This is a genomic window from Streptomyces sp. NPDC020801 (genome assembly GCF_044334385.1).
In the GTDB taxonomy this organism is placed as follows: Bacteria; Actinomycetota; Actinomycetes; order Streptomycetales; family Streptomycetaceae; genus Streptomyces.
In genome coordinates this window covers 138919-165887 of record NZ_JBIRST010000008.1, presented here as the reverse complement: position 1 = coordinate 165887, position 26969 = coordinate 138919, and the positions used below count along the sequence as shown (strand labels likewise).

Sequence of the window (26969 nt, the reverse complement as noted above, 5' to 3'; positions counted from 1 at the left end):
GTGGCCTCTCCTTCTGTGATTCGTAGGGGCGCCGAGTCGTGGGGTCGCCGGGCCGGGAAGCTGTGGCGGCCCTTCGGCGCGTTCAGGGGCTCAGCGACCGGCGAGTGCCGGCTTCGCGGCCCGGCGGCGCTGGCGGGGCATGGTGCGACCGGTGCGCGGGTCGCCGAGCGAGCGAGCCGCATGGATGGCGATGCGCTGCTCGCGGTTGGTGGTGATGCGGCCGCGCATGCCGTTGCGGCCGTGCAGGTGCGGCTTGTCCCTGAGGAAGCGGCGCAGCCAGGACACGGAGCACTTCAGGACGTAGGCCGTCTCCTGGACGGTCATGACGTCCTGGTCCGGGTCCTCGGGCGGGACAGGGACCCCGTACCGCTCGTACTTGATGGTGGCCACGGGTCATTCCCTTTCTGGGGGGTCGTCCTCAGTGGGGCGAGGAGGCGTGCGCCGGAGGCGTTGATCTGTCGCGTTGAGGGCTTCGCGGAGGCGCTTGTACGTCTTGGGCCGCATGTGTCTGCGGGTCCCGTCTTCGAGGAGGCCGACGTAGCGGCGGCTGATTCCCACCCGCTGCGCCAACTCCTGCTGTGTGAGCCCCGCTTGCATGCGCTCCTCGCGGATCGCGTCCCCGACGACCTCGAAGGTCGGCGGTTGGTGCATGCCTCGAAGTTAGCCTTAGTTAGCCTCGATGTCCAGCACTAGTTAGCTGGAAATAGCCGAAAATCGTCCGAGGTGTGGGCTGGAAGTTCGCCTTACCTAGCCTGACCTGGGCAAAAACCGGCCGATTAGCCGGGTGGAGCTAGATGGAACTGAGGGGAACTGGCACGATGTCGACATGGCTACTCGGGATCTCGAACGACTCGCGAAGCACGTGAAGGCTCACCGCATGGAGCTGTACTCGTCGCGCCTCGCTGCGGCCGAGGCGGCCACCATCTCCAAAGACACCTGGCAGAGAGTCGAAGAAGGGGAGTCTGTCCGTGAGTCGACCTACGCGAAGATCGACAAAGCTCTCGGATGGGCCTCGGGTAGCTGCGTAACAGTCGCCGAGGGCGGCGAGCCCATGCTCGTGACTGGGCGCAGCGAGGCGCCGGCCGAGGAAGTGCGTCGTCGCCTCACTGCCGAGGAGGTCCGGAGTATGGCGTTCGACGCCGCCAGGGCGAAGCTGCCCGGGGCTCCGATTGGCGACATTGATGCGTTCAGCGAAGAGCTTGTGGAGGAGTTGAAACGGCGCGGGTTTGTGGCCGAGGCTCCCTGAGCTGCACGCATTTCACGAACCGCAGTTCTTGCGTTATGGAACTGTTACCTCATTGGGTTGATGAATACTCAAACACCACTGGCAGTAACGCTCTGACCATGTAACGCTCTCTGAACCACCCGGGGAGGTCTCCGCACGGCACACAGGGGGACCGGTGAGTAGTGTCATCGAGCTTGATCTCGGGCCAGATAGTGAGTTCCTCGGCTACCCGACCCAGATCTCAGGCCAGATGGTGTGTGTCCTGTCCTCCAGGATCGCTGGAGACCGCGCAATTCAGGAGCGCGTGAGGCGGTTCATGGCGGCACAGGGCCGGGATTGCAGAACCTGCGGCGGCTGCGCAATCGGACAGGCACTGTAGAAGACGCAACCCAAGGAGAAGCGTCGGCGGCAGGGGTACCCGCCACGCTTCCCGCACAACTCACCAACGTCACCGGGGGGATGACGAATGCCATCTGTCGAAGTGCGCGGGAACTCCATCCGCGTCAAGTGGTGGGGCGGCGAGTACCACCTCGACGCCGACGGCAACCCGACCAAAAAGAAGCGCTACGAGAGCGCCTCCGGACCCGAACCCGGCGTGCCGTTCAAAGACGAAGACGAGGCCTACGCCTACGGCCTCGACCGCGAATCCGATGTCCGCAACAACCGGCACCGGCCCAGGACCTCCAGCCGCATGGAGATGGCTGAGTACTGCGACATCTGGTTCGAGGGCATCGACCTGCGTGTGCGGTCCAACCGCACCTACAAGTCCCGGCTGAACGCGGTCATCAAGCCCTACTGGCGAACGTGGACTGTCGACCAGATCACCCCGCTCGACTACGCCGCGTTCGAGAAGTACGTCACCGGCAGGTACTCCGCCAACTACACCAAGGCCGTCCTCACCGTCTTCCGGATGATGATGGATGATGCCGTCGTGAAGTACCGCCTGCGCGTCGAGACACCAATCGTTGAACAGCGTCGGCGAGGCAGGTATCAGAAGAAGCAAGTGCGGCGCGTCAAGCGGGAGCTGCCGATCCGGGCGATCCACCAACTAGCGGTGAACGCGCACACTCTGTGGGGATATCCAGGTTGGTCCTACATCTGGACGGTGGTTTTCACAGGGATGCGGCCGCCAGGCGAGACGTGCGGGCTGCAGCGGGGGTTCTGCTCGCCGTACTGGCCCGAGGCGGAGCCCGACCGGGAGGTACGCCAGGAGGCGCTTCAGCGGTATCAGAAGATGCCCGCCCTGCGCGTGCAATATCAGACGTACTCGGCCGACGGGGCATCGGTCCTTGCGGCACCGAAGTACGACAGTTGGAGAACGATCGTGATCCCGCCCTTCTTGCATCAGATGCATCAGGCGCTGCTGTCCTCGCACGACAAGCCGTGGCTGTTCCTGTCCATGACTGGTAGGCCGCTGTGGGCGGCGAACTTCAAGCCCTACTACTGGTACCCGATCCGGGACGGCGCGCCGGAACGGAAGCCGCGGCCGCGCTATGGGCGATGGGTGCGGCCGGCCATTCCGAAGGTCGAGGAGATGGCCGGTGAGGACCTCTATCGGCTGCGGCACTGGCACAAGGCGAAGCTCGATGAGGCGGGGGACATCCCGCGAGTGGCGATCGAGGGCCGGATGGGGCACGAGCTGCCGGGTGTGGAGGGGGTGTACAGCGAGGTGACGGTCGCGATGGAAGAGCGGATTGTGGAGTATCTGCAGGGCGTCTGGGAGAAGGAGGTAGTGGGGGCTGGCCTCTGGGTGGCACCATTTCCCACGTCTCTCCCAGATGATCTACTGTCCGAGGCTCCGCCGCTGTTCAGTGGCCTTCCTGTCCTGGAGTATGAATGATCGTCTGGATCAACGGCGCGTTCGGTGCGGGAAAGACCACCACCGCACGGGAGCTGATCGAACTGATCCCGAACAGCACGCTCTTCGACCCCGAAGTCATCGGCGGAGCACTCACTCACCTGCTGCCGCCCAAACACCTCGCCGAGGTCGGCGGCTACCAGGACCTGCCGATCTGGCGGCGGCTCGTGATCGACACGGCGGCCGCGATGCTCGCCGAGCTGGGCGGCACGCTCGTGGTCCCCATGACGCTGCTCCGCCAGGAGTACCGCGATGAGATCTTCGGCGGCCTCGCCGCACGCCGCATCAGCGTCCGGCACGTCCTCCTCGCTCCGGCTGAAACGATCCTGCGCGAGCGGATGGCCGGCCGCGAGGTCCCGCCCGGCCTCCCCGACGGTGAGATACGGGTGCGCCAGTGGTCCCACGACCACATCGAGCCCTACCGCGCCGCCCTCGCCGCCTGGCTCACCGCCGACGCCCACCTCGTCGACAGCGGCGCCCTCACCCCGTACCAGGCGGCCGCCCGCATCGCCGAGGCCGTCGGCAGCGGCGCCGTCCCGGCCTGCGACATAGTGCAGACGCCGGAGCCGACCGCGGAGACCGTCGCCTCGGGGGTCCTTCTCTTCGACGAGCGGGACCGGGTGCTGCTGGTCGACCCCACCTACAAGGCCGGCTGGGAGTTCCCCGGCGGCGTCGTGGAACCCGGCGAGGCCCCCGCCCGGGCGGGCATGCGCGAGGTCGCCGAGGAGACCGGGATACGCCTGGCGGACGTACCCCGGCTGCTCGTCGTCGACTGGGAGCCGCCCGCGCCTCCCGGATACGGCGGTCTGCGCCTGATCTTCGACGGCGGCCGGCTGGACTCCGCGGCCGTCGGCGGCCTGCTGCTGCCCGGACCCGAGCTGCGCGACTGCCGCTTCGTCACCGAACACGAGGCCGCCGACCTGCTCCCACCCGTCCGCTACGAACGGCTGCGCTGGGCCCTGCGCGCCCGTGAGCGCGGGGCGGCACTGTACCTGGAGGCGGGCGCCCCGGTCGGCTGAGGCGTCCGGCGAGCCGGCCTGAGGGCACCCGCCTGCTGCGGTAGCCCTCAGGGCGGTCGGCACAGCAGGGGAGTCGCTCAGCCCGCCGCGTAGTTGCGCAGGAACAGCGCCTCCGTGACCGACAGACGCTCCAGTTCCTCGGGGGAGACGCTCTCGTTGACGGCGTGAATCCGCGCCTCGGGCTCGCTCAGGCCGATGAGGAGGATCTCGGCGTGCGGGTAGAGGGCGGCGAGGGTGTTGCACAGCGGGATGGAGCCGCCCTGGCCCGCGTACTGCATCTCCTCGCCGGGGTAGGCGACCGCCATCGCGTCGGCCATCGCCTGGTAGGCGGGGCTGGTGGTGTCGGCGCGGAAGGGCTGGCCCTGGCCGATCTGCTCGGTGCGCACCCGGGCACCCCACGGCGTGTGGGCCTCCAGGTGGGCCTGGAGCAGCTTGGTCGCCTCAGCCGCGTCGACACCCGGCGGCACCCGCAGGCTGATCAGGGCGCGGGCACCGGCCTGCACGGACGGGGTGGCGCCGACGACCGGCGGGCAGTCGATGCCGAGCACGGTGACGGCCGGGCGGGCCCAGATGCGGTCGGCGACCGAGCCCGAGCCGATCAGGCCCACGCCGTCGAGCACCTTGGCGTCCTTGCGGAACTGGCCCTCGTCGTAGGTCAGGCCCTCCCAGGCCGAGTCGCCGGCGAGGCCGTCGACGGTCGTCGAGCCGTCCTCGGCGCGCAGCGAGTCGAGAGCGCGGATCAGCGCGGCGAGCGCGTCCGGGGCGGCGCCGCCGAACTGGCCCGAGTGCAGGTTGCCTTCGAGGGTGTCGACCTGGACGCGGACCAGGGTCATGCCACGCAGCGTGGTGGTGACGGTGGGCAGGCCGACGCGGAAGTTGCCGGCGTCCCCGATCACGATGGTGTCGGCCTCGAGGAGTTCGGGGTGCTGCTCGGCGTATCGCTCGAGGCCCCCGGTGCCCTGCTCCTCCGAGCCCTCGGCGATCACCTTGACGTGCACCGGTATGCCGCCGTTCGCCTTCAGGGCGCGCAACGCGAGCAGGTGCATGATGACCCCGCCCTTGCAGTCGGCGGCCCCGCGCCCGTACCAGCGGCCGTTCCGCTCGGTCAGCTCGAAGGGCGGCGTGCTCCAGCCGGCCTCGCCCAGTGGCGGCTGCACGTCGTAGTGGGCGTAGAGCAGGACCGTCTTCGCCCCTTCGGGACCGGGCAGGTGGCCGTACACCGACTGCGTGCCGTCCGGGGTGTCCAGCAGTGCCACGTCCGTGAAGCCCTCGGCGCGCAGCGCTCCGGCGACCCAGGCGGCGGCGCCCTCGCTCTCGCTCTTCGGATACTGGTCGAAGTCCGCCACCGATCTGAAGGCCACCAGCTCGGCGAGTTCCGCCCGCGCCCTGGGCATCAGGGAGGCGACGGTCTCGGCGACCGGATTCGGCGACATGGGCACGCTCCTTGTGGGTGCGACGTTGTACCGGTGAGTACCGGTGAGTACCGGAGGTGGTACTTCCGAGTACTTCTATGTTCCGGATGATCGTGTCAGGGTAGGCGCGTCCCGTTGTGTGGTGCGCATACGCTGCCGATCCTCCCACAGCGGCCCGCGACCAAGGCCGCCGTAGGATGCGGGAGACAGACGGGTGTACCCCCTGCTCGAGCGAAGCCGAGAGCCTGGGGGAGGCAGGCGGCTTGATCGGGAGCGGTAGACCATCGTGAGCAGCGAGAACTCTTCGGCGGGCGACGTGCGGCAGGTGTGGGACGTCGTCGTGGTGGGCGCGGGACCCGCAGGGGCCTCGGCCGCCTACGCGGCAGCGGTCGCGGGGCGGCGCGTGCTGCTGCTGGAGAAGGCGGAGCTGCCCCGGTACAAGACGTGCGGAGGCGGGATCATCGGTCCCTCGCGCGACTCGCTGCCGCCCGGCTTCGAGCTGCCGCTGAAGGACCGGGTGCACGCGGTGACCTTCTCCAGCAACGGCCGCTTCACGCGCACCCGCCGCTCCAGGAGGATGCTGTTCGGGCTGATCAACCGGCCCGAGTTCGACCAGCAGCTCGTCGAGCACGCCCAGAAGGCGGGTGCCGAGCTGCGCACCGGCGTCACCGTGTCCCGGGTCGAGCAGCACGGGCCGGCGGTGCCCGGCCGGCGTACGGTCGCCGTGGTGCTCCAGGGCGGCGAGACCGTGCTGGCGCGTGCGGTGGTCGGCGCCGACGGCAGCGCCAGCCGCATAGGGGCGCACGTCGGGGTCAAGCTCGACCAGGTGGACCTCGGCCTGGAGGCGGAGATCCCGGTGCCGGAGACCGTCGCCGAGGACTGGCAGGGGCGGGTCCTGATCGACTGGGGGCCGATGCCCGGCAGTTACGGCTGGGTGTTCCCCAAGGGGGACACACTCACCGTGGGGGTGATCTCGGCCCGCGGCGAAGGCGCGGCCACCAAGCGGTACCTGGAGGACTTCATCGCCCGGCTGGGCCTGGCCGGTTTCGAGCCGAGCATCTCCTCCGGCCACCTGACGCGCTGCCGCGCCGACGACTCGCCGCTGTCGCGCGGGCGGGTGCTGGTGTGCGGGGACGCCGCCGGCCTGCTGGAGCCGTGGACGCGCGAGGGCATCTCCTTCGCGCTCAGGTCCGGGCGGCTGGCGGGGGAGTGGGCGGTGCGGATCGCCGAGGCGCACGACGCGGTGGACACCCGGCGCCAGGCCCTGAACTACGCGTTCGCGATCAAGGCCGGGCTCGGTGTCGAGATGGCGGTGGGCAAGCGGATGCTCGCGGTGTTCGAGCGCCGCCCCGGCCTCTTCCACGCCGTACTCACCGGCTTCCGTCCCGCCTGGCGGGCGTTCAAGGACATCACGCAGGGTTCCACCTCGCTGGGTGAACTGGTGCGCACCCACCCCATGGCCCAGCGCGCCCTGGCCGCGATGGACCGCCGGCCCGTCCCGTCCGCCACGCCTGCAGAGCCCGCCACCGGGGACCCGGTCAGTTCGTGACCTTGATCCGGAAGACCGGGTGGTCGGGGGCGATCCGGCGCAGCTCGTCGTCCGAGGAGTCGGGACCGACGCCGTTGAAGAACACGCCCACCTCCGCCTTCCAGCGCTTGAGGTAGGCGCGCAGCAGCGGCGCCTTGTCGTCGTCGGCGACCTCGGTCGCCGTGAAGACGTCCGCCCGCTTGCCCAGGCGCAGTTCACCACCGCCGGCCGCGCGCATGTTGTGCGTCCACTGCACGTGACCGCGCGGGGCGATCAGATACTGCTGCCCGTCCACCGTCAGCAGGTTGACCGGCGTCGTCCGCCACTCGCCGCTCTTGCGGCCGCGGACCGCCAGGACCCTCGAGCCCCAGATGCTGATACCTCGGCGGGCCGTCCAGGCCACGGCCCGGTTGAAGACGTTGACGGTGAACCAGCCGGGCTTCTGGACGTGTGCGGACATGACTTCCTCCATGACTTCCGCCGAAGCGGGAACTGTGAGCGGTGCTCTCGCTCCATCAGTGTGGGGCAGACCGGTGATCCATTGCAAGAGCACTGCTCTCCTTTGTGTGCAGTGCTCCAAAAACGTGGAACACTCTTCTCCATGAGCACCGCGAAAGGCGCCCGTGCCCGGGCCAGGACGGAGATCACCGCCGCTATCAAGGACGAGGCGCGCAGACAGCTCGCCGCCGACGGGGCCGCGAAGCTCTCGCTGCGCGCCGTGGCCCGCGCCCTCGGCATGGTCTCCTCCGCGCTGTACCGGTACTTCCCCAGCCGCGACGACCTGCTGACCGCGCTCATCATCGACGCCTACGACTCCCTGGGCGAGGCCGCGGAAGCCGCGCACCACGCGGTCACCGGGGCGGACCCCCTGCACCGCTGGACCGCCGTGTGCGAGGCGGTACGCGGCTGGGCGCTCGCCCACCCGCACGAGTACGCCCTCATCTACGGCTCGCCCGTGCCCGGCTACACCGCGCCCGAGACCACCGTCCCGGCCGCGGCCCGCGTCGGCGTCGTCCTCATCGGCATCGTGCGCGACGCCCACGAGCGGGGCGGGCCGACCGGACCGCCGCTGCCCGCCGAACTGCGGGACGAGGCCGAGCGGATGGCCGCCGACCTCGCTCCCGGCCTGCCGCCGGAGGCGGTGGCCGCGCTCGTCGCCGCCTGGGCGCAGCTGTACGGACTGGTCGGGTTCGAGCTGTTCGGGCAGTTCAACCGAGTGGTGGAGGACCGCGAACCGTTCTTCCGGCACGCGGTGGTCCGGCTCGCCCACGGGGTGGGCCTGGTGGCATGACCGTGCCCCTCGCGCCGAGGTGCCGGGACAGGGACGTACTTCCCCGGGAGTACAGGTGATCACCTCGCCCGGCCGACGTGCCCCGGGGCACCGGCCGTCTAGCGTTGCGGTCATGGGAGAGCAGCGCGCAGGCGGGGGCGGCCCGCCGCAGTGGAGGCGGCACGGGCCCCCGTGGTGGGACCGCGCCGGCGCCGGGCAGGCGCCGGGTGCCCGCCTGCCCTGGCGGTCCACCGCGGTGTTCACCGCCTTCGTGCTGATCGGCTCCCACTTCTCGGCCCGCGGCCAGCACGGCGGCCGGGAGCCGCTGGACGCGTTCGGGGTCGCGCTGCTGCTCGTGGCCTCGGGGCTGCTGCTGTGGCGCAAGCGGTATCCGGTGTTCGTGGCCTTCGGCACGGCGACGGCCACGCTGGCCTACTTCGCCGCCGGATACCCGTACGGACCGGTGTTCCTGACCGTCGCCGTCAGCTGCTTCAGTGCCGTCGTCACCGGGCACCGCCGGGCCGCCTGGGCGTCCGTCGGACTGCTGTGGGCCGGGCACGCACTCATCGCGCTCTGGCTCTACCGCCGGCTGCCCCCGCCCGGCGACACCGCCTCCTCCTGGGGGCAGCAGCTCGTCATCGCGACCTGGGTGGTGGCGATCGTCGCCGTGTCGGAGCTGGCCCGTGTCCGCCGCGAGCAGTGGGCCAAGGAGCGCGCCGAACGGGCCCAGGCGGCCCGGCGGCGCGCCGACGAGGAACGGCTGCGGATCGCCCGCGAGCTGCACGACGTCCTCGCCCACAGCATCTCCGTGATCAACGTGCAGGCGGGGGTCGGCCTCGCGCTCCTGGACACCGATCCCGAGCAGGCGCGCACCGCGCTCACCACGATCAAGGCCGCCAGCAAGGAGGCACTGGGGGAGGTGCGCCAAGTGCTCGGCACCCTGCGCGCCCCCGGCGACGCCCCGCGGGCCCCCGCGCCCGGCCTCGGCCGGCTGCCCGAGCTGGTGGACCAGGCGGCGAGCGCCGGTCTCACGGTCGAGATCGAGGGCACCGCGCCCCGGCTGCCGCCCGGCACGGACCTCGCCGCCTTCCGCATCGTCCAGGAGGCCCTCACCAACGTCGTACGCCACTCGGGCTCCCGGCACGCGCGCGTGCGCCTGAGCCACGACGGCCGAGCGCTGCGGCTGCGCATCGACGACGACGGGCCCGCGACCGGCGCGGACGCGGGTGGGAGCGGCAACGGGCTGGCCGGGATGCGGGAGCGGGCCGCCGCTTGCGGCGGCACCGTCGAGGCCGCAGCGCGCCCGGAAGGTGGCTGGCGGGTGCTCGCCGTACTGCCCCTGACGACGAAGGAGGAGGACCGGTGATCCGTGTACTGCTCGCCGACGACCAGTCGCTGGTGCGGGCCGGGTTCAGGGCACTGCTGGACGCACAGCCGGACATCGAGGTCGCGGGGGAGGCGGCCGACGGTGCGGAAGCCCTGCGGCAGGTGGCCGAACTGCGCCCCGACGTCGTCCTGATGGACATCCGGATGCCGGCCCTCGACGGCCTCGCCGCCACCCGCCGCATCACCGGCGACGCGGACCTGAAGGACGTCAAGGTGGTCATGCTCACCACCTTCGAACTCGACGAGTACGTCTTCGAGGCGATCCGCTCGGGCGCCTCCGGCTTCCTGGTCAAGGACACCGAACCCGACGAACTCCTGCGCGCGGTCCGGGCCGTGGTCGGGGGCGACGCCCTGCTCTCCCCCGGGGTGACCCGCCGCCTGATCGCCGAGTTCGCCGCCCGCTCCAGGGAACCCGCGGCCGCCGGCGTCCTCGCCCGGCTCACCGAACGCGAACGCGAGGTGATGGCCCTGGTCGGCATCGGCCTGTCCAACGAGGAGATCGCCCGCCGCCTCGTCGTCAGCCCCCTCACCGCCAAGACCCATGTCAGCCGCACCATGGTGAAGCTCGGCGCCCGAGACCGCGCCCAACTGGTCGTCCTGGCCTACGAGTCGGGGCTGGTACGGCCGGGCTGGCTGGGCTGATTCCACGGCGCGCACCGCCCGGCCGACCGCCCCCGTGCTCAGCCGATCGCCGAGGTCTCCCGCCACAGCGCGGCGAGCGAACGGTCGCCGCGCACCTGTGGCACCGGCAACCGGTTCCACAGCGCCAGGTACAACTGGCCGGCGGGCCCGGCGAGTTCGGCGTCGGCCGCTTCGGAGGCGTCTGCGGAGGCGTCCCGGACCGTGACCGGCGGCCCGTCGGAGAGCCGTACGGTCCACACCGCGTCGGCCTCCGGGCCGGCCTCCGCGTCCGTGGCGCGCACCCGCAGCACCCGCGGCTCAGGAGTGCGGACCCGGCTCCTGGAGCGGGCGTGGAAGCCGCGCAGCAACTCGTCGATGCCGTCGACGGCGAACCCGGTGCCGATCGCGGTCGGGGTGCCGCCGCGGGCCGACTCGGCGTCGAAGCGGTGGACCGCCGTCTCGTGCGCCTGCCGACGGGTCCAGAAGGCAAGCGGCGACGGATCGGGTGAGGGCGCCGGGTGGAACGTCCAGCACTCGACACCGGACGGGGCCCGGGTCAGGGTCTCGACCAGCAGGCGGTGGCTGTCCCGGTACCAGGCCACCAGCTCGGCTCCGTCGAGGTCCGGCGGATCGCCGATGGGGCGTGGCGACCGATGCCCGTCGGCGACGAATGCGGCGGCCCACCGGTGCACAGCCCCGGTGTGCCGCAGCAGGTCCCGCACCTGCCAGCCCGGGCAGCACGGCACCTCGGCGCCGGTCCCCGCCTCCTCGGCGGCCGCGGCCAGCAGGAGGCCCTCCCGGTCCAGTGTGCGAAGGAACTCGGCAGTCTCCATACAGGGAGTCTGCCGGACGGAGCGCGGGCCGGGGCAAGCAGGTGCCCGTACGGCCCAGGGCCGGAGCGTGCCGCGTTGCGGTGCTCCATTCGGTGGGTTGGTCTGGAAGGGCCTCACTTCCCATTGCTCCGGACGGCGATCATGACGATGTCCTCCTTCGGTGCCTCCTTCGGCGGCCCGGACCCGTTCTCCGAGATCCTCAACCGTTTCTTCGGCATGACGCCCGGCGCCTCACCCCCGCAGGTCCAGCGGGTACCGATCGGACGGCTGCTGACCGAGTCCGCGCGCGAGCTGATCAACCGCGCCACCAGCCGCGCCGCCGGGGACGGCAGCTCCGACCTGGACACCGAGCACCTGCTGTGGGCCTGCACCCAGGTGGAGCCCGCCCGGAGCCTGCTCACCCAGGCCGGTGCCGATCCGGCCCGGCTCGCCTCGGACCTCGCCGAGGCGCTGCCCGGCGAGAGCGGCACCCCCTCCGCACAGCCGGGTCTGACCCCGGCGGCCAAGCGGGTGCTGCTGCGCGCCTACGAACACTCCCGGGCGGCCGGGGTGTCGTACATCGGCCCCGAGCACATCCTCGGCGCGCTGCTCGACACGCCCGGGGCAGCGACGGGGCGGGTCCTGACCGCGCACGGAATCGAGGCCGACCAGTTGCGCCGCGCCGCCGACACCGCCGCCCGCACGGAGGCCGCGCCGGGCGGCGGCGAGACCCCGAGCGACACCCCCACCCTTGACCACTACGGGCGCGACCTCACAGAGGAGGCCCGGGCCGGAAAGCTGGACCCGGTGGTGGGGCGGGCGGTGGAGATCGAGCAGACCGTGGAGATCCTCTCCCGCCGTTCGAAGAACAACCCCGTCCTGATCGGCGAGCCGGGCGTCGGCAAGACCGCCATCGTGGAGGGGCTCGCCCAGCGGATCGTCGCCGGGGACGTACCGAAGACACTGGGCAACAAGCGTGTGATCGCCCTCGATCTGACGGGACTGGTCGCGGGCGCCCAGTACCGGGGCCAGTTCGAGGAACGGCTGAAGAACGTCATCGACGAGGTCAAGGCGGCCTCCGAGTCGACGATCCTGTTCCTGGACGAGCTGCACACCGTCGTCGGCGCCGGCGCCACCGGCGAGGGCTCCATGGACGCGGGCAACATCCTCAAACCGGCCCTGGCCCGCGGCGAGCTGCACGTGGTGGGCGCCACCACCCTCGACGAGTACCGCCGCTACGTGGAGAAGGACGCCGCCCTGGAGCGACGCTTCCAGCCGGTCATGGTGCCCGAGCCCGGCATCGAGGAGACGGTGCAGATCCTGGAGGGCCTGCGCGACTCCTACGAGGCCCACCACCAGGTCCGCTACAGCGACGAGGCGCTGCTGGCCGCGGCAGAGCTGTCCGACCGCTACGTCACGGACCGGTTCCTGCCGGACAAGGCCATCGACCTGATCGACCAGGCCGGGGCCCGGGTGCGGCTGCGCTCGCTGGGCAGGTCCACCGAGGTCGTCGAGCGCGAGGACCAGCTGGCCAAGCTGCGCCGCGAGAAGGACGAGGCCGTCGCCGCCGAGGACTTCGAGCGGGCCGCCGACCTCAAGGACCGTATCGCCGAGGTGGAGACGGAACTGGCCGGCCTGGCCGAGCGCCGCGAGGGCGTGCTCGAGGTGACCGTGGACGACATCGCCGACGTGCTGTCCCGGCGCACCGGGATCCCCGTCGCCCAGCTGACCGAGAGCGAGAAGGAACGGCTGCTGAAACTGGAGGAGGCCCTGCACGACCGGATCGTCGGACAGGACGAGGCCGTCACCGCGATCGCCCAGGCGGTGCGCCGCAGCCGCGCCGGCATGGGTGACCCGAACCGGCCCGTCGGTTCCTTCCTCTTCCTCGGCCCCACCGGCGTCGGCAAGACCGAACTGGCCAAGGCGCTCGCAGAGTTGCTCTTCGGTGACGAGAGCCGCATGGTCCGCTTCGACATGAGCGAGTTCCAGGAGAAGCACACCGTCTCCCGGCTCGTCGGGGCCCCGCCCGGCTATGTCGGCCACGAGGAGGCCGGCCAGCTCACCGAGAAGGTCCGCCGTCAGCCCTACAGCGTGCTGCTGTTCGACGAGGTGGAGAAGGCCCACACGGACGTCTTCAACACCCTGCTCCAGGTGCTCGACGACGGTAGGCTCACCGACGCCCAGGGCCGCACCGTCGACTTCCGCAACACCGTGGTCATCATGACCTCCAACATCGGCGCCCAGCGGATCCTCGCCCACCGGGGCGACGTCGGCGCCGTCAAGGACCAGTTGATGGAGGACCTGCGCGGGAGGTTCCTGCCCGAGTTCCTCAACCGCATCGACGACATCATCGTCTTCCACGGTCTGAGCGAGCGGGACCTCGACCGGATCGTGGACCTGCTGCTGGACAACAGCCGCCGGCGGGTCCGCGCCCAGGGCCTGGAGCTGAAGGTCACCGACGCCGCGAAGAAGCTGCTCGTCGCCCACGGCCACCAGCCCGAGTTCGGCGCCCGCCCGCTGCGCCGCACCATCCAGGCGGAGCTGGACAACCGCATCGCCTCCCTGCTGCTGAGCGACTCTGCCGACCCGGGCGACACCATCGTGGCCGACATCGTCAACGACGCCCTGGTCTGCCGGGTCGAACGGCCGGCGAGCTCAGGGAACACCGGGGAGCCCGCGGCTTCCGCGGCCTCCGGGGCGACCGGTGGCGGTGAGAGGCCGGCCCCGACGGCCTGAGCCGGGGGCCGCGTTCGCCTGAGCCGGGGGCCGCGACCGCCCGAGCCGGGCCGCGACCGCCCCGGCCACACCGGGGCAAGGGGGGTGATGCGACGGTCAGGGGCGCCCCGTTCCGTTCCCCGGAGCGTCCTCCGGCGCGGTGTCCCGGGCCAGCGCGACCAGGTCCGGCAGCAGTCCGGCCAGCCCTGCCAGCAGCGCGTCCATGTCCAGCACCTCCGGCAACGGGAAGTAGACGAAGCACGCCTGATCGCCCGCGAGAGAGACCGCCGGGGCGGCGAGCCGCAGCAGGCGGTCCGTCAGGTCCGTGGCCTCCAGCCGGGCGGCCGTCTGCGCCACGTGGTCGCTGACGGGCAGATAGGGGAGATCCTCGGGGAAGCGGAGGTTCAGGTGGGCCGCGCTCCAGTGGCGTTCCAGGCGTACACCCGGGCCCGCGGCGGGCAGGTCGAAACAGAGGACCAGCCAGTGCGCGTCCACCCTCCGCGAGACGCTCTTGACGAGCCTGCCGATCGTGACCTGCCGCTCGCCCACCGGGCCCGTCACCGTCGTCCTCGGACGGGCGCTCAGCAGCCAGGGGAAGTGGCCCGCGTAACCGGCCCACTCCGCCCCGTCGTCTCCGCGTTCCAGCAGCCGCCAGCCGGGGCGGGCGGCCAGGGCCCGCAAGGCCCGCTCGGCCCTGGTCACCCGGCGGGCCGCGCGGACCGCGAAGGTGAGCCCGATCAAGGACGGAGCCAGGATGACGGCGAACCAGAAGACCCAGGAGACCATGTGTGCGTGTGCCTTTCGCTCCGGCCCGGAAAACCCCGGTCCGAACAGCACGGTCGCACGAGCGTTGACCTCTCCGCATCGGTAGATCTACGCAACGCGGCACGCACGTTTCCCCCGACCCGGGGGCACGGGGACCGACAGCGGTGGCCGCCGGTGTCTGTCAGGCGAGCGTCACCTCCACCGGCTGCCGCTCGATGCCGTTGACCCAGGCACAGGTGGGGGCTGCCCTTGGCCGAAGGCGACGTGGTCGTTGTTCTGCCGGGTGACGTCGAAATCGTAGGGGTTGCCGAAGACCTGCGCGTCACGGTTGCCGGAAGAGGCCGGCACCGAGTGGGTGATGGTGATCGCCGCGCCCGGTGAAATCGGTCCAGGCCCCGCAGACCTGCCCGCTCCGTGTCACCCGGTCATCCCGTCTTCCGCCCCCACCGGGTGTCCACCCGGGCCCACTCGTCGGCCCACTGGTCGAAGCGGCGATGGTCGAGTCGCGCCCGGACCAGCTTGGCGCCGCCGATCACGAGGCCCATGGTGGCGCTGCCGGCCCAGAGGCCGCCCAGGACCGACTGGAAGGCGGTGTCTGCCGGGGAGACGGGCGGCGACGTCAAGGTGCCGTGCCCGTTCGTCCACACCGTGACCTGTGCGCCGGAGCGCGCGGTGGTCGGGACCCTGGTGCGGCCCGTGTGTGCCGAGCCGTCCGGATCGGTCCAGCGCACCGTCCCCCATACCAGGGCGCTGCTCGACGGCCCGGCGGCGCCCTGGGTTGCCTCCTGGGTGAGCGCGGCCGACACCGGGCGGCTCTGCGCGCGGACCCGTTCCGCGCCCTGCTGCATCGCGCTCCCCGTCAGCAGACCCGCCAGCAGACCGCACGCCACCGCGAGGGTCCAGGCGACCAGCAGAATCCACGCCTCCACGACGTCGCTGGTCCGCCTCAGCGGATTGCGCCGCCACCGCCACAGCCACACTCCCGCACGACGTGTCACTTTCGACACCCCCTCGTGAGCACCGACGGCCCTTAGTGCAAGTGTGCCCCCGGAGCCGATCGGAGGCTCCCTGGGTGCCGGAGCCCGATGGCGGCAGCTGCCGGGGAGACGGGTCGGGCGGCGGCCCCGGTCGCGGATACGAGGGTGCCGGGAGGGCATGGGTGGCGTGTGCGGGAGGCGCCGGGAAGGCGTGGGTGGCGTGTGCGGGAGGCGCCGGGAGGGCGTGGGTGGCGTGTGCGGGAGGCGCCGGGTGGGGCTCGCCCGCCTCGGGGGAGCCCCACCCAGGACGCGGGGACTGCCGTCACTCGGGCCCGGCGGCGGGTGCGGGAATGCGGCCGGGTTCCTGTTCCGCCGGGGTCACGGGCAGGTGCGGAGTGATCATCGCTCGGTACACCAGGGCACCGATCACACCGCCGAGCAGCGGTCCGACGATGGGCACCCAGAAGTACAGGTTGCCGTACTGATCACGCCAGGCGGTTCCGTACCCCGTGACGAAGCTGGCGAGGCGGGGGCCGAAGTCGCGGGCCGGGTTGATCGCGTAGCCCGCGTCCGCACCCCAGGCCATGCCGATCGCCACGACCAGGAAACCGATGATCAGCGGGGCGAGATTGGCGCCGGGCGGGGTGTTGAGCAGGTCGGTGATGGCGAAGATCAGCAGCACCAGGATGGCGGTGCCGATGATCTGGTCCCGCAGTGCGCCCCACTCGCTGACCGGGAGCGCCCCGTTGCCGGGCAGGGTCGAGAAGACACCCTGGGTCTTGATGGTGTGGCCGGGGTCGGCCTTGGCGAGGACCTCCGTGTAGTTCCAGCGCACCAGCAGGGCGGCCACGAACGCTCCGAAGGTCTGTGCCAGGGAGTAGGGGAGGACCTTGCGCCAGGAGAACCCCTTGAAACAGGCCAGCGCCAGGGTCACCGCCGGATTGAGGTGTGCGCCGCTGATGCGGGCGGCCACATAGACGCCGAGCGTGACGCCGAGGCCCCAGGCCCAGGTGATGCTGTCGTGATCCCCGATCCCCGCGGCCACGACCTGCGCGACCACACCGACACCGAACAGGATGAGGACCATGGTGCCCAGGAACTCCGCCGTGAGTTCCGCGATCAGTCCTCGTCCGGACGTCCCGTCTGCCATGGGGCACCGCCTTCCACTAGTGACGAGGCTGGGTGCTTTGGCCGCGAGCGTACTGATGTGGCGCTGGACGTCCAGGGGTTGAACGTAAAACGGAACAGAGATCTCCCACTTGGTGAACCCGCCGCGCACGGGCTGCGACGGCGCATGGCTGGTTTTGGACACGGATTGGTTAAGGCTTGCTCACGCATCGGTTGCCGTACGGTGAGCGCGCCATGATGGCACCATGACGCTCGCCGCGCGCGCCCTGGCTCAACTGGCCACCTGGCCCGATCTGATGGAGGCGGTGCCGAGTTGCGGCACCGGGCAGGCGCTCAGTTCCGTCCATGGCGAGATAGCGCACTTCCACTCCGAACGGGATGTCGACCTCCACCTCACCGACCGGGCCATCCGGCGTCTGGCGGGCGACCTCAGGCGCTTCGCCGCGGTCCGTGTCGTGCCCGGCTCGCAGTGGGTGACGCTCCGCCTCGACGCGTCGGCGGACGTGGATCTGCTCATGACTCTGGTGAGCGTCGCGCTCCAGGCGCACCAGGGCCCGTCCGGTGAGGACCACGGTCCCTCGGTAGGCTGCAACGACGGCCGCGGCGTGGGCTTTCTGCGCACCTGAGGGCCGGCTCCCCGCCGTACTCGCGCGTGGCCGGCGAAGGCGCTAACGTCCGCCGTCCGCCGTCCGCCGTCCGCCGTCCGCCGTCCGCCGTCCGCCGTCCGCCGTCCGCCGTCCGCCGTCCGCCCGTCCTCAGACGATGACGACCCGCACGCCCGCCTCCTCGAACCGGGCGACCGTGTCCGGCCCGGCCGCGGAGTCCGTGACCAGTGTGTCCACCGATTCGGCCGGGCAGATCCGGGCGAAGGCGCGCCGTCCCAGCTTGCTGGAGTCGGCGGCGACCACGACGCGCTCGGCGCGCTCGCACAGCAGCCGGTTGATGGCGGCCTCCGCCTCGTCGTGCGCCGCGGCGCCGTGCGTCACGTCGAAGGCGACCACCCCGAGCACCGCCATGTCGATGGTGATCTGGCTCAATACCCCGTCCGCCAGAGGGCCGATGAGCTCGTACGACTGCGGGCGCGCGACCCCGCCGGTCACCACGATCTTGAACTGGGGCCGTACGGCGAGCTCGTTGGCGATGTTCAGCGCGTTGGTGACCACGGTCAGGGCGGGTGAGCCGGAGGTGAGGTCGCCGCGCACGGCGAGCGCGCGGGCCACCTCCGTGGTGGTCGTGCCGCCGGTCAGGCCCACCGCCTCGCCGGGCGCGACGAGGTCCGCGACCGCCTTGGCGATCCGCTGCTTCTCGGAGGCGCGGCGGGCCGTCTTGTAGCGCAGCGGCAGTTCGTACGAGACGCCGTGCACGACCGCGCCGCCCCGGGTGCGCACGAGCATCTGCTGCTCGGCGAGCTGGTCGAAGTCCCGCCGGATCGTCGCGGCCGACACCTGAAGCTCGGCCGCCGCCTCCTCGACCTCCAGCCGGCCGCGCTCCACGAGCAGCTCCAGCAGCGCCTTCCACCGGGCGTCGCGCGACATCCGCACCCTCCGATCGTCGATCTTCCGTGACCCTAGCGCACCCGTTCCACGCTGAAATGCTTGATTATGCTCGAAGAGCGCCGTTATCTTGCAAGAACAAGCACAGCGACGCAGCAGCACAGCAGCACAGCAGCACTCACAGCAAGTGCAGCGGAAGGGCGTGCCATGACTCATGTCGAGGACGAGCTGACCAGCCAGCCCGAGTGCTGGGCCCGCGCCGCGGCCGAGGCCGCCGGACACGGCCGGGCGCTGCCCGCGCCGGGGGAGCGGGTCGCGATCGTCGGCTGCGGGACCTCGTACTTCATGGCACAGGCGGCCGCCGCGCTGCGCGAGGGCGCCGGGCAGGGCGAGACCGACGCCTTCGCCGCCTCCGAGTTCCCCCACGGCCGGGCGTACGACCGGGTCCTGGCCCTCACCCGCTCCGGCACCACCACCGAAGTGCTGGAGCTGCTGGGGAAGGCGAAGGGGCGCACCCGCACGACGGCCGTCACCGCGGACCCCGGCACGCCCGTCATGGAAGCCGCCGACGACGTCGTCGTGCTGGACTTCGCCGACGAACGCTCCGTGGTGCAGACCCGGTTCGCCACCACCGCGCTCACCCTGCTGCGCGCCCACCTCGGCCTGCACACCGACTCCGTGGTCGCCGACGCACGTACCGCGGTGTCCGGGCCGCTGCCCGAAGGGCTCGTCGACTGCACGCAGTTCACCTTCCTGGGGCGGGGCTGGACCGTGGGCCTGGCCAACGAGGCCGGGCTGAAGATGCGCGAGGCCTCGCTGTCCTGGACCGAGGCCTACCCGGCGATGGAGTACCGGCACGGTCCCATCAGCATCACCACCCACGGCACCGCGACCTGGATGCTCGGCCGGGCGCCCGAAGGGCTCGCCGAACAGGTGCGTGCCACCGGCGGGTTGTGGATCGAGGGCCGACTCGACCCGCTGGCCGAGCTCGTCCGCGCACAGCGGCTCGCCGTCGCCGTCGCGGCCGCCCGCGGCCTCGACCCGGACCGGCCGCGCCACCTCACCCGCTCGGTGATCCTCACCCCCTGACGCCCGTCATCTCCACCCACCCGGCACCGCACCGGAAAGGACAGGCCGTGCCGCTTGCAACCACCGGCGAGCTGGTCATCCGCGCCGCCGCAGCCCGCTCCGCCGTCGTCTCCTTCAACATCATCACGCTGGAACACGTCGAGGCCGTCGTCGCCGGCGCCGAGGCGGCCGGTGCGCCCGTCGTCCTCCAGGTCAGCGAGAACGCGGTCAGGTTCCGCTACGGACGGCTGCTGCCGCTCGCCCGGGCGGCCGCCGCGGTCGCCGAACGCGCCACGGTGCCCGTCGCTCTGCACCTCGACCATGTGCAGAGCGACGACCTGCTGCGGCAGGCGTCCGACGCCGGTTTCAGCTCCGTGATGTACGACGCCTCCCGGCTGCCGTATGCGGAGAACCTCGCCGCGACCAGGGCCGCCGCCGAATGGGCACACGCCCGAGGCCTCTGGATCGAGGCCGAGTTGGGCGAGGTCGGCGGCAAGGACGGCCGGCCGCCGCTCGACGCCCACGCACCCGGTGCCCGCACCGACCCCGGCGAGGCGCACGCCTTCGTCACCGACTCCGGCGTGGACGCCCTGGCCGTGGCCGTCGGCAACACGCACGCCATGACCGAACGCACCGCCGCCCTGGACCACGACCTGCTCAAGCGCCTGGCCGGCGCGCTGGACGTCCCGCTCGTGCTGCACGGCTCCTCCGGCGTGCCCGACGGCGAACTGACCGCGGCCGTCGCGGCCGGCATCGCCAAGGTCAACGTCGGCACCGCCCTCAACATCGCGATGACCGGCGCGATCCGCGAGTTCCTCGCCGCCCACCCCGAGGCCGTCGACTCCCGCAAGTACCTCGGCGTGGGCCGGGAGGCGATGGTGGGAGAGGTGCAGCGGCTCATCGGGGTGATCGGTCCGCCCCGCGCGGAGGCGGACCGCACGGGCGGTGCACCGGCTATCCCTTGACGGCCCGCAGCACGACGAACTTGGGGTCACCGGCCACCAGTTGGCTGTTGCCGAACAGCCGGCGCAGCTTGACGTGGTAGCCCAGGTGCCGGTTGCCGATCACCCACAGCTCGCCGCCGGGGCGCAGCGCGCGCCGCGCCCCGGTGAACATGCGCCACGCCGTCGCGTCCGTCGTCGCCTGGTGCGAGTGGAACGGCGGGTTGTTGAGGACCAGGTCCACGCTGGCCGCGGGCACCCCGGCCAGCCCGTCGCCGACGCGGAACTCGGCGTGGCCCGGCACCCCACTCGCCTTGTACGTCGCCTCCGCCGAGGCCACCGCCTGGAACGACTCGTCGATGAACAGCACCTCCGCCTCGGGCCTCGCCAGCGCCATCGCCGTACCGACGACACCGTTGCCGCAGCCCAGGTCCACCACCCGCCCGGCGCCGCGGCCGTCCGGCAGGTGCTGGAGGAAGAAGCGGGTGCCGATGTCGAGCCGGTCGGCGCAGAAGACACCCGCGTGGTTGACGACCGTCCGGCCGGAGACGGCGCCGATGCCGTCCGGCAGCGCGTAGCTGTGCGGCCAGGGGTTGGCGGGCCGCTCCAGTGACGGGTCCGGGGTGCAGTGGATCAGCCGCGCCTTGCGTTGTGCGAGCGAGGTCCGGGTCGGGCCGAGGACGCGTTCGAACAAGGTGAGCGTGGAGGTGTGGATCTCCTTGACCATGCCGGTACCGACGACGACCGTGCCCTCGTGCACCGCCGGCGCCAGGCGCAGCAGCTGGTCCTCGAGCAGGGCGAGGCTCTTGGGCACCCGCACCAGCAGGACGTCGATACGGCCGGGCGGCGGATCCTGGGTGGTGAGCAGACGCACCGCGCCGGGCTCGACGCCGTTGCGGGCGAGGTTGGCGCGGGTCGCCTCCTGCGCGAGGAACGAGTCGGTGATCTGTGTCGGCCGGTGCGCCGCCAGGGCCGTGGCCAGTGCGCCCCAGCGGTCCCCGACGACCACGACGGCCCTGGACAGGTCGGTTTCCTGCTCGGCGAGGTGCCGCAGGAGGTACTCGTCGGCGGCGTCCCAGGCGCGCAGCCGGTCACGAGGGTCCTCGGGGTACCGGGCGAGCTCCGGCGCGCCCCAGGGAGTCGTCAGTCGGTCGTTCATCGTCCGTCAAGGCTAGCGGAGCCGCAGCTCAGGGCTTCTCCGGCAGGATGGGAGACACGGGAGGCGAAGGAGGTGCGGGAGGCATGGACGCCGGGCTGTTCCCCCGGACCCGCAAACTGGTCGCGCCGGGCGCGATGCACGTGCCGGACTGGGTGGACCCGCAGCGGCAGCGCGAGCTGCTGGTGGCCTGCCGGGACTGGGCCCGCCCGCCCGCCGGCCTGCGCACCGTGCGCACCCCCGGCGGCGGGACGATGACCGCACGGCAGGTGTGCCTCGGGTGGCACTGGTACCCGTACGCCTACGCCCGCACGGTCGTCGACGGCGACGGCGCCCCGGTGAAGCCGTTCCCCGGCTGGCTGGGCGAGCTGGGACGGCGTGCGGTGACCGACGCGCTGGGCCCGGGGGCGGCAAAGGCGGCGGCGTACGACATCGCACTGATCAACTTCTACGACGCCGACGCACGCATGGGCATGCACCGCGACGGCGACGAGAAGTCCCGCGCGCCGGTGGTGTCGCTGAGCCTCGGCGACACCTGCGTGTTCCGCTTCGGCAACACCGACTCCCGTGCCCGGCCGTACACGGACGTCGAGCTGCGCAGCGGTGACCTGTTCGTGTTCGGCGGGCCGTCCCGGCTCGCGTACCACGGCGTGCCACGCGTCCACGCGGGCACCGCGCCGCCCGAGTTGGGGCTGACCGGGCGCCTGAACATCACCCTCCGGGTGAGCGGCCTCTAGCTCGCGGCGCTGGTCGCGACAGGTGCGGATCATGGGAGACTCGCCCTCATGAGCGGCAAGGCGGACCCCCGTACGGCGGGGGAAGGGACCACCTCGAGGACGCGGCTGGACCGGGGGCGCGGTGCGCTCGGGCCCGCGTTGGAGCTCGTGCACACCGGGCGCGCCCCGACCCGTGCCGTGCTCACCGCCGAGCTGGGCGTGACCCGGGCGACGGCCGGCGCGGTGGCCGCCGAACTGGAGGCACTGGGCCTGATCCGGGTGGACGCACGGCCGGGGGCGCCGGCCGGTTCACAGGGGCGGCCCTCGCACCGGCTCGCGGTCGCCGAGGAGGGGCCCGTCGCCCTCGCCGCGCAGGTGCACGCCGACGGCTTTCGCGCGGCCCTGGTGGGCCTCGGTGGCCGGATCGTCGCGACCGCACCCGGCTGCGAGACCGTCGACGCGGACCCGGCCAAGGTGCTCGGCTCCGTCGTCGAGGCCGGCGCGGAGCTGCTGCGCACCACCGGGCGGCGCTGCGTGGGCGCCGGACTCGCCGTGCCGTCCGCGGTCGCCGAACCGGACGGCCTGGCCCTCAACCCCCTCCACCTGGCCTGGCCCGCGGGCGCGCCGGTCCGGCGGATCTTCGCTGAGTGCGTGCGCGCGGCCGGGATCACCGGACCGGCGTTCGCGGCGAACGACGTCAACCTCGCCGCGCTCGCCGAGCACCGGCACGGGGCCGGACGAGGCGCCCGCGACCTGCTGTGCGTGGCCACCGGGCACCGGGGGGTCGGCGGCGCGCTGGTCCTGGACGGACGGCTGCACACCGGCAGCTCGGGGCTGGCCCTCGAGGTCGGCCACCTCACCGTCAGCCCCGAGGGCCGCCCCTGTCACTGCGGCAGCCGGGGCTGCCTGGACGTGGAGGCCGACCCGCTGGCCCTCCTCACCGCCGCGGGCCGCGAGCCGGGGCCCGAGGTCTCGCTGCTCCAGCAGGCCAACGACCTGATCCACCACCACGGCGACGACCCGGCCGTCCGCGCCGCCGTCGAGGCCCTCATCGAGCGCCTCGGGCTGGGCCTCGCGGGCCTGGTCAATATCCTCAACCCGGACCGGATCATCCTCGGCGGGCTGCACCGCACCCTGCTCGACGCCGACCCGGGCCGGCTGCGCGCCGTCGTCGCCGACCGGAGCCTGTGGGGCCAGAGCGGCGGCGTCCCCATCCTGGCCTGCACCCTCGACCACAACAGCCTCGTCGGCGCTGCCGAGTTGGCCTGGCAGCCGGTGCTGGACGACCCGCTGACGGCGCTGACCTGAGCCCGGCGGCGTCCGCGGTCCTGCCTTCCGCCGTCCTGCCTTCCGCGGTCCTGCCTTCCGCGGTCCTGCCTTCCGCGGTCCTGCCTTCCGCGGTCCTGCCTTCCGCGGTCCTGCCCTCCGCCGTCCCGCTCCTCGCGGTCGAGGCCGGGCAGGCAGACGCACACCGGGGTGAACCCCTCACCCCGGCGAGGAGTTCCGCCTCCCGCCGGACGGTCGCGCGGGCCGGAGACAGGCCCTGGGGGAGGGGGACCGGGATACGGCGCCTTCCCGTCGCCGAGCGACCGGTCGGCGACGGGAAGGCCGTCGCCGAGCGACCGGTCGGCCGGCCCGTTCTCGGTGACGGTGACGAAGACGTTGCGCGGCTCGGTCCCGGCGTACGCCTGGGCGAGCTCGGCGGTGCGCCGGTACATCGCCGCCTTCTGGGCGGGCGCACGGCCGGAGCGCATCGTGATCGCGACGTGGACGATGCCCTCGTCCCGGTGCACACCCGGGTAGTCGTCGTGGCGCGGGGTGCCGCGGACGCCGTCGTGGCCGGGTCAGCACCTGGAAGCGGTCGTCGGGGGGATGCCGAGCGCCTCGACCAGTGCGTCGTGCACGGCACGGCCGAGCGCGTCGAGCCGCCCGGCGCCGGTTCCCGGGGCGTCGACACGGACGAAGGGCATGGCGGTGCGGTTCCCCTTCAGGCGGCCGCCGTGCGGCGGGGTCTTGGGACGAGTTCTCCGCCGCAGTTGGGGCAGAGGTGCCGCACGGCCTCGGCGCAGGCCACGCAGAAGGTGCACTCGTAGGAGCAGATGCGGGCCGGCGCCCCGGGCGGCAGCGCGACGGTCTCGCAGCGTTCGCAGTGGTCACGCATCTCCAGGGCCATGGCAGTCGCCCCGCCTTCCGTTCGCGGTCCGTTTCCTCCCATCCTCCGAACCGGCGTGGCAGCGGAAAGGACCGGCAGGGACAACGATCGATGCGATCGGGCCACGCTCCCGGACCGGCGCTCATGTCCAGTCGACGGCGAAAGCGCGTCCGGGATTCTCCGTGAGGATGCGGTGCACCAGGTCCGTGCCCAGTTCTGCCTCCAGCCGCAGGCGTACGCGGCGCAGCAGATACGGCATCCCCGGGCCGCCGTCGACCGACCGCGCCCCCGATACCACGGTGTCTCCGCCGAGCAGCAGCCGATGCCCGAAACCGCCCTCGGCCAGGGCCCGCACGGCATCCGGCATCCGCCAGTCGGTGGCGTGGTGGGCGCGGGACGGGCCGTCGAAGGCCAGGTAGCAGCCGCTCTCTGCGACCTGGCGCTGCACCACGGAGTCGGGGGAGCGGTTGAGGTGACCGAGGATGACCCGGTGCGGCGGCACCTCCAACTCGCCGCACAGCAGGTCCAGTACGTCCAGGGCGCCCGTGCCCATCTCCAGGTGCACGGCGACGGGCGCGCCGGTGGCATGGTGGGCCTCGGCCGCGGCGCCCATCGTCCAGCGGGCGTGCGCGTCCAGGGCGTGGAAGCCGCCGGCGACCTTGACGAGCCCGGCCCGGACGCCCGACGGGCCGATGCCCTTGGTCAGTTCGCGGACGAAGACGTCGGCGAGCCCGCCGCGCAGGCCGGCGAGCGACTCCTCGTCGTAGTGGGCGGCCTGGTGCAGCCCCGTCGCGCACACCACATGCACCCCGGCAGCCCGGGAGAGCCGTGGCAGGCCGGCGGCCCGCCGCCCGAGCCCGTACGGCGTCCACTGCACGATGCTCCTCCCGCCCGCTGCGCGGAACGCCGCCAGTTCGGCCTGCGCGGCCGAGGCGTCGGCCAGTTCCCGGCCGGGAAGCAGTGGGCTGCGGAAGAAGAGGTGGTCGTGGGCGTCGGTCACGCCGAGCTCCCCGGGGCGGATGTCGCCGAGGACCGTACGGACCGCACTCACCACTGCCGCCCGTGCGGCAGCGCCTTCCGTCCGGGCGCGGACACGTGCAGGACCTGGAACACCTCGCCGTCGGCCCGGGGCGCGTCGTGTTCCCAGTGCGACCAGAGCGAGAAGTGCACCAGTTCCCAGCGCCCGGTGTCCACGGCGGCCGCCGCCAGCACCGCACCGTCCTGAGCGGCCAGCCGCCGGGTCTCGTGTACCGCGTCCTCCATGACCTCGGCCAGTACCGCCCCGTCCGGGACGGGCCGCCGACGTCGTACGGCGACGGCGACCGTGCCGGAGTCGGCGGTGTCGCTCTCCTCGTACGCCACTCCCGTCCACTGCCGCACCTCGGGCCGCCCGAAGCTGTCGGCGAGTCCCTGGAAGGCACCTCCCCAGAGGAAGGAGTTCATGCCCTCCACGGTGTTCCACAGGTAGAACGGCGCGTACTGGTTGACCGGTGAGCCGTGCACCCCGCGCTCGCGCATCAGGTACGTCTTGGAGCCGAGGCCGTCCCAGTCGTCGAGCAGGTGCCCGAGCCGGGCGACGCGGTCGCGGACGATGCCCATGTCGTAGTCGGCCGGCAGGGTCAGCTCGTACTGCATGGCGTGCATGCTGCGGGTCCTTCCTCGGTCCTCAGGTGGGGTAGTCGCCGTCCGGGTGCGTGTCCCACTCGGCGGTCGTGCCGTCCTCGGCGGCCTCCACGACCGCGAGGTGTGTCATGAAGGTGCGTGGCGCCGCGCCGTGCCAGTGCCACTCGTCGGGCTCGATCCACACCGTGTCGCCGGCCCGGACCGGCTCCACCGCACCGCCCCTGCGCTGCACCAGCCCCTCGCCCTGCAGCACGTGCAGAACCTGCCCGTGCGGATGCCGGTGCCAGGCGGTGTGGGCGCCGGGCGCGAAGTGGACGTGGAACATCCGCAGCCGGGACGGGGCCGGGGGCACGGCGACCTCGTCGAGCCACACCGTGCCGGTGAAGTTCTCCGCCGGGCCCTGCTGGGTGCCGGGTCGCTGCCGGGTGATGTGCAAGGTCGGCTCCTCGGTCTTCAGTGGGTGTTCGGTGCGAGCAGCGAGAGCAGTCCCCGGACGCCGGTGTCGAAGGCGGCGGGGGAGCCGGAGGCGCGCGCCAGGACGTAGCCGCCCTGGACGGTCGCGAGAATGGTCGCCGCGATCTCCTCGCCGTCGAGCGAGGGCGCGAACTGGCCCTGCTCCTTGCCCTCTTCGACGAGTCGGGCGAGGCGCTCGCGGATCCGGTCGAGCGTCTCGTCGACCGGTGCGCGCAACTCGGCACTGGCGATGACGTCCGGGTCCATCGTCAGCCGGCCGATCGGGCACCCGCGCAGCACATCACGCTCGCGCCGCAGATACGCCTCGATGCGCTCGTAGGGCGTGCCCGGGCCGCCGAGTACACCCTCGGCGGCAGCGCGCAGTTCCTCGGCCGTGCGCCTGATCGCCGCCAGCGCGAGATCCGGCTTGCCCTTGAAGTGGTGGTACATGCTGCCCTGTCCGGCGCCCGCCCGTTCCAGGATCGCCTTCGGGCTGGTGCCCACGTAGCCGCGCTCCCACAGCAGTTCGCGGGTGGACTCGATCAGTCGCTCCGGAGTGCTCATGATGCCACTGTACATACTAGTAGGTACAGAAGTCGACTCCATGGGGAGCAGCAGCGACACGGCTCCGTGCTCCCCGGGAGGTAGCCG

The 26969-nt window shown here is 72.2% G+C and carries 28 protein-coding genes and 1 pseudogene; 13 read left to right on the top strand and 16 right to left on the bottom strand.

The features are described from left to right. Window positions 1–90: 90 nt before the first annotated feature. Entirely contained in the window at window positions 91–390 is a 300-nt protein-coding gene (locus tag ACH4UM_RS18590; protein WP_398179984.1) for a DNA-binding protein, read from the bottom strand. Window positions 391–393: 3 nt separating this feature from the next. Continuing rightward, window positions 394–651: a helix-turn-helix domain-containing protein gene (locus ACH4UM_RS18585; protein ID WP_398179981.1), complete on the bottom strand. Its 258-nt coding sequence runs from the start codon at window positions 649–651 to the stop codon at window positions 394–396. Window positions 652–826: 175 nt separating this feature from the next. Here ACH4UM_RS18585 and ACH4UM_RS18580 point away from each other — a divergent pair, with 175 nt between their 5' ends. The 3 genes from ACH4UM_RS18580 (at window position 827) to ACH4UM_RS18570 (ending at window position 4102) form a co-directional block, all read left to right on the top strand. Continuing rightward, window positions 827–1246 carry a hypothetical protein gene (locus ACH4UM_RS18580; protein ID WP_398179979.1) on the top strand — a complete coding sequence of 140 codons (420 nt, stop codon included), beginning with the start codon at window positions 827–829 and terminating at the stop codon, window positions 1244–1246. Between the two features lie 445 nt (window positions 1247–1691). Then, on the top strand, window positions 1692–3065 hold the full coding sequence (locus ACH4UM_RS18575; RefSeq protein ID WP_398179976.1) for an integrase: 1374 nt from the start codon (window positions 1692–1694) through the stop codon (window positions 3063–3065). Beyond that, entirely contained in the window at window positions 3062–4102 is a 1041-nt protein-coding gene (locus tag ACH4UM_RS18570; protein ID WP_398179973.1) for an NUDIX domain-containing protein, read from the top strand. Before ACH4UM_RS18575 ends, ACH4UM_RS18570 begins: the two co-directional genes overlap by 4 nt. A 77-nt stretch (window positions 4103–4179) precedes the next feature. Here ACH4UM_RS18570 and ACH4UM_RS18565 read toward each other — a convergent pair whose 3' ends face one another. Beyond that, window positions 4180–5535: a dipeptidase gene (locus ACH4UM_RS18565; RefSeq protein WP_398179970.1), complete on the bottom strand. Its 1356-nt coding sequence runs from the start codon at window positions 5533–5535 to the stop codon at window positions 4180–4182. 265 nt (window positions 5536–5800) lie between these two features. Here ACH4UM_RS18565 and ACH4UM_RS18560 point away from each other — a divergent pair, with 265 nt between their 5' ends. Continuing rightward, window positions 5801–7063, top strand: a complete 1263-nt coding sequence (locus ACH4UM_RS18560; protein ID WP_398179967.1) for a geranylgeranyl reductase family protein — start codon at window positions 5801–5803, stop codon at window positions 7061–7063. Here the strand turns inward: ACH4UM_RS18560 and ACH4UM_RS18555 are convergent. Continuing rightward, on the bottom strand, window positions 7053–7502 hold the full coding sequence (locus tag ACH4UM_RS18555) for a nitroreductase family deazaflavin-dependent oxidoreductase (protein ID WP_398179964.1): 450 nt from the start codon (window positions 7500–7502) through the stop codon (window positions 7053–7055). The two genes, ACH4UM_RS18560 and ACH4UM_RS18555, sit on opposite strands and share 11 nt — an antisense overlap. Window positions 7503–7643: 141 nt before the next feature. On the opposite strand from ACH4UM_RS18555, the gene ACH4UM_RS18550 reads away from it, so the two are divergent. The 3 genes from ACH4UM_RS18550 (at window position 7644) to ACH4UM_RS18540 (ending at window position 10340) form a co-directional block, all read left to right on the top strand. Next, window positions 7644–8333 carry a TetR/AcrR family transcriptional regulator gene (locus ACH4UM_RS18550; protein ID WP_398179961.1) on the top strand — a complete coding sequence of 230 codons (690 nt, stop codon included), beginning with the start codon at window positions 7644–7646 and terminating at the stop codon, window positions 8331–8333. 112 nt (window positions 8334–8445) lie between these two features. Then, window positions 8446–9678, top strand: coding sequence for a sensor histidine kinase (locus ACH4UM_RS18545; RefSeq protein ID WP_398179958.1), 1233 nt, complete (start codon window positions 8446–8448; stop codon window positions 9676–9678). Then, the gene (locus ACH4UM_RS18540) at window positions 9675–10340 is read left to right on the top strand and encodes a response regulator (protein WP_398179955.1); all 666 of its coding nucleotides are present in this window, start codon (window positions 9675–9677) and stop codon (window positions 10338–10340) included. Before ACH4UM_RS18545 ends, ACH4UM_RS18540 begins: the two co-directional genes overlap by 4 nt. A 38-nt stretch (window positions 10341–10378) precedes the next feature. On the opposite strand, the gene ACH4UM_RS18535 is transcribed toward ACH4UM_RS18540, so the two are convergent. Then, window positions 10379–11152, bottom strand: coding sequence for a maleylpyruvate isomerase family mycothiol-dependent enzyme (locus ACH4UM_RS18535; RefSeq protein ID WP_398179952.1), 774 nt, complete (start codon window positions 11150–11152; stop codon window positions 10379–10381). A gap of 141 nt (window positions 11153–11293) precedes the next feature. On the opposite strand from ACH4UM_RS18535, the gene ACH4UM_RS18530 reads away from it, so the two are divergent. Further along, window positions 11294–13867, top strand: coding sequence for an ATP-dependent Clp protease ATP-binding subunit (locus ACH4UM_RS18530; RefSeq protein WP_398179949.1), 2574 nt, complete (start codon window positions 11294–11296; stop codon window positions 13865–13867). A 96-nt stretch (window positions 13868–13963) separates the two neighbouring features. On the opposite strand, the gene ACH4UM_RS18525 is transcribed toward ACH4UM_RS18530, so the two are convergent. The 3 genes from ACH4UM_RS18525 to ACH4UM_RS18515 all read right to left on the bottom strand — a co-directional run bounded on the left by ACH4UM_RS18525 (window position 13964) and on the right by ACH4UM_RS18515 (window position 16738). Then, the gene (locus tag ACH4UM_RS18525) at window positions 13964–14632 is read right to left on the bottom strand and encodes a hypothetical protein (RefSeq protein ID WP_398179946.1); all 669 of its coding nucleotides are present in this window, start codon (window positions 14630–14632) and stop codon (window positions 13964–13966) included. A gap of 404 nt (window positions 14633–15036) precedes the next feature. Next, window positions 15037–15609, bottom strand: coding sequence for a hypothetical protein (locus ACH4UM_RS18520; protein ID WP_398179943.1), 573 nt, complete (start codon window positions 15607–15609; stop codon window positions 15037–15039). 301 nt (window positions 15610–15910) lie between these two features. Next, complete coding sequence (locus ACH4UM_RS18515) at window positions 15911–16738, bottom strand: MIP/aquaporin family protein (protein WP_398179940.1); 828 nt, start codon at window positions 16736–16738, stop codon at window positions 15911–15913. Between the two features lie 223 nt (window positions 16739–16961). Here ACH4UM_RS18515 and ACH4UM_RS18510 point away from each other — a divergent pair, with 223 nt between their 5' ends. Continuing rightward, window positions 16962–17342 carry a luciferase family protein gene (locus ACH4UM_RS18510; protein ID WP_398179938.1) on the top strand — a complete coding sequence of 127 codons (381 nt, stop codon included), beginning with the start codon at window positions 16962–16964 and terminating at the stop codon, window positions 17340–17342. Between the two features lie 129 nt (window positions 17343–17471). On the opposite strand, the gene ACH4UM_RS18505 is transcribed toward ACH4UM_RS18510, so the two are convergent. Next, entirely contained in the window at window positions 17472–18251 is a 780-nt protein-coding gene (locus ACH4UM_RS18505) for a DeoR/GlpR family DNA-binding transcription regulator (RefSeq protein ID WP_398179935.1), read from the bottom strand. Window positions 18252–18416: 165 nt separating this feature from the next. On the opposite strand from ACH4UM_RS18505, the gene ACH4UM_RS18500 reads away from it, so the two are divergent. Further along, the gene (locus ACH4UM_RS18500) at window positions 18417–19298 is read left to right on the top strand and encodes an SIS domain-containing protein (protein ID WP_398179932.1); all 882 of its coding nucleotides are present in this window, start codon (window positions 18417–18419) and stop codon (window positions 19296–19298) included. Window positions 19299–19345: 47 nt separating this feature from the next. Next, window positions 19346–20242, top strand: a complete 897-nt coding sequence (locus ACH4UM_RS18495) for a ketose-bisphosphate aldolase (RefSeq protein ID WP_398179930.1) — start codon at window positions 19346–19348, stop codon at window positions 20240–20242. On the opposite strand, the gene ACH4UM_RS18490 is transcribed toward ACH4UM_RS18495, so the two are convergent. Beyond that, window positions 20232–21365, bottom strand: coding sequence for a methyltransferase (locus ACH4UM_RS18490; protein WP_398180610.1), 1134 nt, complete (start codon window positions 21363–21365; stop codon window positions 20232–20234). The genes ACH4UM_RS18495 and ACH4UM_RS18490 overlap by 11 nt on opposite strands. A gap of 95 nt (window positions 21366–21460) precedes the next feature. Between ACH4UM_RS18490 and ACH4UM_RS18485 the strand changes: the two genes are divergently transcribed. Both ACH4UM_RS18485 and ACH4UM_RS18480 read left to right on the top strand, forming a co-directional pair. Beyond that, on the top strand, window positions 21461–22111 hold the full coding sequence (locus tag ACH4UM_RS18485) for an alpha-ketoglutarate-dependent dioxygenase AlkB family protein (RefSeq protein ID WP_398179927.1): 651 nt from the start codon (window positions 21461–21463) through the stop codon (window positions 22109–22111). Between the two features lie 48 nt (window positions 22112–22159). Then, window positions 22160–23398: an ROK family protein gene (locus tag ACH4UM_RS18480; protein ID WP_398179924.1), complete on the top strand. Its 1239-nt coding sequence runs from the start codon at window positions 22160–22162 to the stop codon at window positions 23396–23398. 296 nt (window positions 23399–23694) lie between these two features. Here ACH4UM_RS18480 and ACH4UM_RS18475 read toward each other — a convergent pair. From ACH4UM_RS18475 to ACH4UM_RS18450, 6 genes and pseudogenes are all read right to left on the bottom strand, one after another. After that, window positions 23695–24060 (bottom strand): annotated as a pseudogene (locus ACH4UM_RS18475) (tautomerase family protein); the annotation flags it as partial. A 17-nt stretch (window positions 24061–24077) separates the two neighbouring features. Next, window positions 24078–24263 carry a DUF1272 domain-containing protein gene (locus tag ACH4UM_RS18470; RefSeq protein ID WP_398179921.1) on the bottom strand — a complete coding sequence of 62 codons (186 nt, stop codon included), beginning with the start codon at window positions 24261–24263 and terminating at the stop codon, window positions 24078–24080. 121 nt (window positions 24264–24384) lie between these two features. Continuing rightward, window positions 24385–25293: a phosphotriesterase gene (locus tag ACH4UM_RS18465; protein ID WP_398179918.1), complete on the bottom strand. Its 909-nt coding sequence runs from the start codon at window positions 25291–25293 to the stop codon at window positions 24385–24387. After that, window positions 25290–25886, bottom strand: a complete 597-nt coding sequence (locus tag ACH4UM_RS18460) for a DUF4865 family protein (protein ID WP_398179915.1) — start codon at window positions 25884–25886, stop codon at window positions 25290–25292. The genes ACH4UM_RS18465 and ACH4UM_RS18460 overlap by 4 nt, the downstream gene beginning before the upstream one ends. Window positions 25887–25908: 22 nt before the next feature. Then, window positions 25909–26301 carry a cupin domain-containing protein gene (locus ACH4UM_RS18455; RefSeq protein ID WP_398179912.1) on the bottom strand — a complete coding sequence of 131 codons (393 nt, stop codon included), beginning with the start codon at window positions 26299–26301 and terminating at the stop codon, window positions 25909–25911. Between the two features lie 17 nt (window positions 26302–26318). Next, window positions 26319–26882: a TetR/AcrR family transcriptional regulator gene (locus ACH4UM_RS18450; RefSeq protein ID WP_398179910.1), complete on the bottom strand. Its 564-nt coding sequence runs from the start codon at window positions 26880–26882 to the stop codon at window positions 26319–26321. Between the last annotated feature and the right edge of the window lie 87 nt (window positions 26883–26969).

What these genes read in the sequence shown, in the direction of transcription:
- ACH4UM_RS18585 (WP_398179981.1), bottom strand. Translation starts at nt 651, where the DNA reads ATGCACCAACCGCCGACCTTCGAGGTCGTCGGGGACGCGATCCGCGAG.
- ACH4UM_RS18580 (WP_398179979.1), top strand. Translation starts at nt 827, where the DNA reads ATGGCTACTCGGGATCTCGAACGACTCGCGAAGCACGTGAAGGCTCAC.
- ACH4UM_RS18575 (WP_398179976.1), top strand. Translation starts at nt 1,692, where the DNA reads ATGCCATCTGTCGAAGTGCGCGGGAACTCCATCCGCGTCAAGTGGTGG.
- ACH4UM_RS18570 (WP_398179973.1), top strand. Translation starts at nt 3,062, where the DNA reads ATGATCGTCTGGATCAACGGCGCGTTCGGTGCGGGAAAGACCACCACC.
- ACH4UM_RS18565 (WP_398179970.1), bottom strand. Translation starts at nt 5,535, where the DNA reads ATGTCGCCGAATCCGGTCGCCGAGACCGTCGCCTCCCTGATGCCCAGG.
- ACH4UM_RS18555 (WP_398179964.1), bottom strand. Translation starts at nt 7,502, where the DNA reads ATGTCCGCACACGTCCAGAAGCCCGGCTGGTTCACCGTCAACGTCTTC.
- ACH4UM_RS18550 (WP_398179961.1), top strand. Translation starts at nt 7,644, where the DNA reads ATGAGCACCGCGAAAGGCGCCCGTGCCCGGGCCAGGACGGAGATCACC.
- ACH4UM_RS18545 (WP_398179958.1), top strand. Translation starts at nt 8,446, where the DNA reads ATGGGAGAGCAGCGCGCAGGCGGGGGCGGCCCGCCGCAGTGGAGGCGG.
- ACH4UM_RS18535 (WP_398179952.1), bottom strand. Translation starts at nt 11,152, where the DNA reads ATGGAGACTGCCGAGTTCCTTCGCACACTGGACCGGGAGGGCCTCCTG.
- ACH4UM_RS18530 (WP_398179949.1), top strand. Translation starts at nt 11,294, where the DNA reads ATGACGATGTCCTCCTTCGGTGCCTCCTTCGGCGGCCCGGACCCGTTC.
- ACH4UM_RS18525 (WP_398179946.1), bottom strand. Translation starts at nt 14,632, where the DNA reads ATGGTCTCCTGGGTCTTCTGGTTCGCCGTCATCCTGGCTCCGTCCTTG.
- ACH4UM_RS18515 (WP_398179940.1), bottom strand. Translation starts at nt 16,738, where the DNA reads ATGGCAGACGGGACGTCCGGACGAGGACTGATCGCGGAACTCACGGCG.
- ACH4UM_RS18510 (WP_398179938.1), top strand. Translation starts at nt 16,962, where the DNA reads ATGACGCTCGCCGCGCGCGCCCTGGCTCAACTGGCCACCTGGCCCGAT.
- ACH4UM_RS18505 (WP_398179935.1), bottom strand. Translation starts at nt 18,251, where the DNA reads ATGTCGCGCGACGCCCGGTGGAAGGCGCTGCTGGAGCTGCTCGTGGAG.
- ACH4UM_RS18500 (WP_398179932.1), top strand. Translation starts at nt 18,417, where the DNA reads ATGACTCATGTCGAGGACGAGCTGACCAGCCAGCCCGAGTGCTGGGCC.
- ACH4UM_RS18485 (WP_398179927.1), top strand. Translation starts at nt 21,461, where the DNA reads ATGGACGCCGGGCTGTTCCCCCGGACCCGCAAACTGGTCGCGCCGGGC.
- ACH4UM_RS18480 (WP_398179924.1), top strand. Translation starts at nt 22,160, where the DNA reads ATGAGCGGCAAGGCGGACCCCCGTACGGCGGGGGAAGGGACCACCTCG.
- ACH4UM_RS18470 (WP_398179921.1), bottom strand. Translation starts at nt 24,263, where the DNA reads ATGGCCCTGGAGATGCGTGACCACTGCGAACGCTGCGAGACCGTCGCG.
- ACH4UM_RS18460 (WP_398179915.1), bottom strand. Translation starts at nt 25,886, where the DNA reads ATGCACGCCATGCAGTACGAGCTGACCCTGCCGGCCGACTACGACATG.
- ACH4UM_RS18450 (WP_398179910.1), bottom strand. Translation starts at nt 26,882, where the DNA reads ATGAGCACTCCGGAGCGACTGATCGAGTCCACCCGCGAACTGCTGTGG.